At 31.2% G+C, this 2,261-nt stretch carries 3 protein-coding genes; all 3 read right to left on the reverse strand.

Features of this window, described 5'->3' with window-relative positions; all coding sequences use genetic code 11:
- Positions 1-419: 419 nt before the first annotated feature.
- Complete coding sequence (locus AC1DRF_RS23925) at positions 420-971, reverse strand: NADPH-dependent FMN reductase (protein WP_427076792.1); 552 nt, start codon at positions 969-971, stop codon at positions 420-422.
- 24 nt (positions 972-995) lie between these two features.
- The gene (locus AC1DRF_RS23930; RefSeq protein WP_477741867.1) at positions 996-1,562 is read right to left on the reverse strand and encodes an RBBP9/YdeN family alpha/beta hydrolase; all 567 of its coding nucleotides are present in this window, start codon (positions 1,560-1,562) and stop codon (positions 996-998) included.
- A 276-nt stretch (positions 1,563-1,838) separates the two neighbouring features.
- Entirely contained in the window at positions 1,839-2,102 is a 264-nt protein-coding gene (locus AC1DRF_RS23935) for an ArsR/SmtB family transcription factor (RefSeq protein ID WP_238940094.1), read from the reverse strand.
- Positions 2,103-2,261: the final 159 nt, after the last annotated feature.

Below are 2,261 nucleotides of genomic sequence, written 5' to 3' on the forward strand. Positions count from 1 at the left end.
GTAGATGATTGATTATGGAGTTGCTGAAATTGTTGAAATTTTGCAGAGCGATTTTGATGACTCATAAGGTATTTCCTCCCTATCTAAATAATTGTTTACTACTTCTTCCCAGGGTGTAAGTTTATAAAAAGGATGCAATGAACGATTTCATTTTCTCTATTTAGTGAATAAAGGTATAGTTCTTGCTTTAGTCTATATAAATAAGAAATCACTTGTAGAGTTTTTCTTATTTATTAAATGCATTATTCTTACCCTTCTCTTTATACAAGTACATCAGTCCCTTAGCAGTTAACAGTAAAGATCCTTTCATTAAAAATACGATATATATTGGAAAAACCCCTTCTATAATTCCACCTAGTAAAGAACCTAACATACTCCCTAATTAATGAACTGTTTGAGTTAAGCCAAATGCTCTTCCCCTAGTTAGACTTGATAGATGAAATGAGAGAATTCATTACCGATTTTAACTGTTCACTCGTTGTAGAATCTAAAATCTCGGCTTTATTATTAATTTTGGTTCCTATAGCACCAATTCGTAAAGTGCTTTCCTTTGGAATTTTTGCTTCAATCATCTCTAATGTAAGTAAAATGGAATCGTGAGCTTTTCTCCCACCTGAGCTATGTGAAGAGGCACTAATAACAGCTACTGGTTTATTTACAAATTCTCCCGAAGATACAATCCAATCAAGAGCATTTTTTAGGGACCCCGGGACTCCCCTAGCATATTCTGACGTACATATTATTACACCATCGGCTATTTTCAGTTGGTTACGTAAGTCCTTAACAAGATCAGGAGGACTATCAGTATCTATTTCAGGGTTGAAATGAGGAAGGTGTTCCAACCTTTTGTAAAATTGAAAATCAGTATTTTCAGGTCTTAGATTAGACATAGCATATAAAATATTTGTATTAGAAGAATTTTTGCGCAAACTGCCTGAAATAGCGAGTATCTTTATTCTGTTTTTATCCATGGTACTATCCTGCTCCCTCATTATTTATACAGTTTTCATCATATTATTTAARATAYCRTRAACYAATTTAAAAGTAATRAAACCRTCATCTTCTAGAAARTGRCCACCCTTTTYAACAGGATAAARTGAYGTATYCAATTGTTYTGATAAATTTTCACTTAATTGAAAAGGAACAATATAGTCATCTTTCGCRGCRATAACARCACGTRAATTAGTTGCAGAAATTATTTTTTGATKATYYACTKYTTTAACTGTAAAWGGATCTAGTGARGGTAAAGAYGATARTYKYTCAGAAAAGCCRGAAACAAGAATAAAKCCTCCRAAKTCTGGTAAYKGATCTAAYTGTTCTAGATAGTTYAATAGTGTRATAGAKCCTAAGCTATGTGTTACAAAATAAGCATTGTTATCTAAATTCTTTATTTTATTAGTCAATGTTTCCAACCATTCTTCTTTCTTAGGGTCAGACGAATTTGGCATGTGAGGAACCGAAACTTGATGAGCATCTGCTATTAATTTTTCTTTTAACCATGGGAACCAATGACTAGATGGTGAAGCTCCGTATCCATGGATAATATGTATCTGCTTTCCCATTGCTACTCCCCCCTTCTTTTATAGATGTACAAACAGTATATTACTAATACGAACCTATATGATAGGACAAACACTTGAATAAGCAGTTAAAAGTTTTTTTAAAAAGAAGCTTCTTTTTTGGTGCTGATATGGTGATTATGTTAACTAAATTTGTATAGAGTATACAGCTAAAAAAGAAAAACCTACCTTTGCAAGATGGAGGTAGGTTTTTCTTTAATCATGTCGGATTTTTGATTCTTTAATGAATCTTGAGCAGTTTGCTCTATTTACTGCTTATTATTCTTCCATTACATTTTTAACCCAGCTTAAAATCACTTCTAAACCATCTTTGTTAAACAGATAAAAATAACGTTTTCCTTCTTTTACTAAATTAATAAGATGATTTTTCTTTAGTTCTTTGAGATGATAAGACAATTTAGTATTTGAAATATTGATACCCTCTTCATTTAAAATCGTTAAAATATCCATCGGACAAAATCCACCTTTTGCTTCAGATGTATCAGGTAAAAACTCTCTCCTTTCACGATCAAATTGAAGCATCTCAATAATTCTTATACGTATTGGATCTTGAAGTACTTTAAATGTATCGGTTACATGACTATTTTTTATCATAAATTTATTATAATCGCTAAGTTATTGACATTTCAAATAAATTTGAATCATAATGATAATAATTCAAATTTATTTGAAATGAGGAGG

This window comes from Priestia sp. P5_B4 (assembly GCF_056400385.1).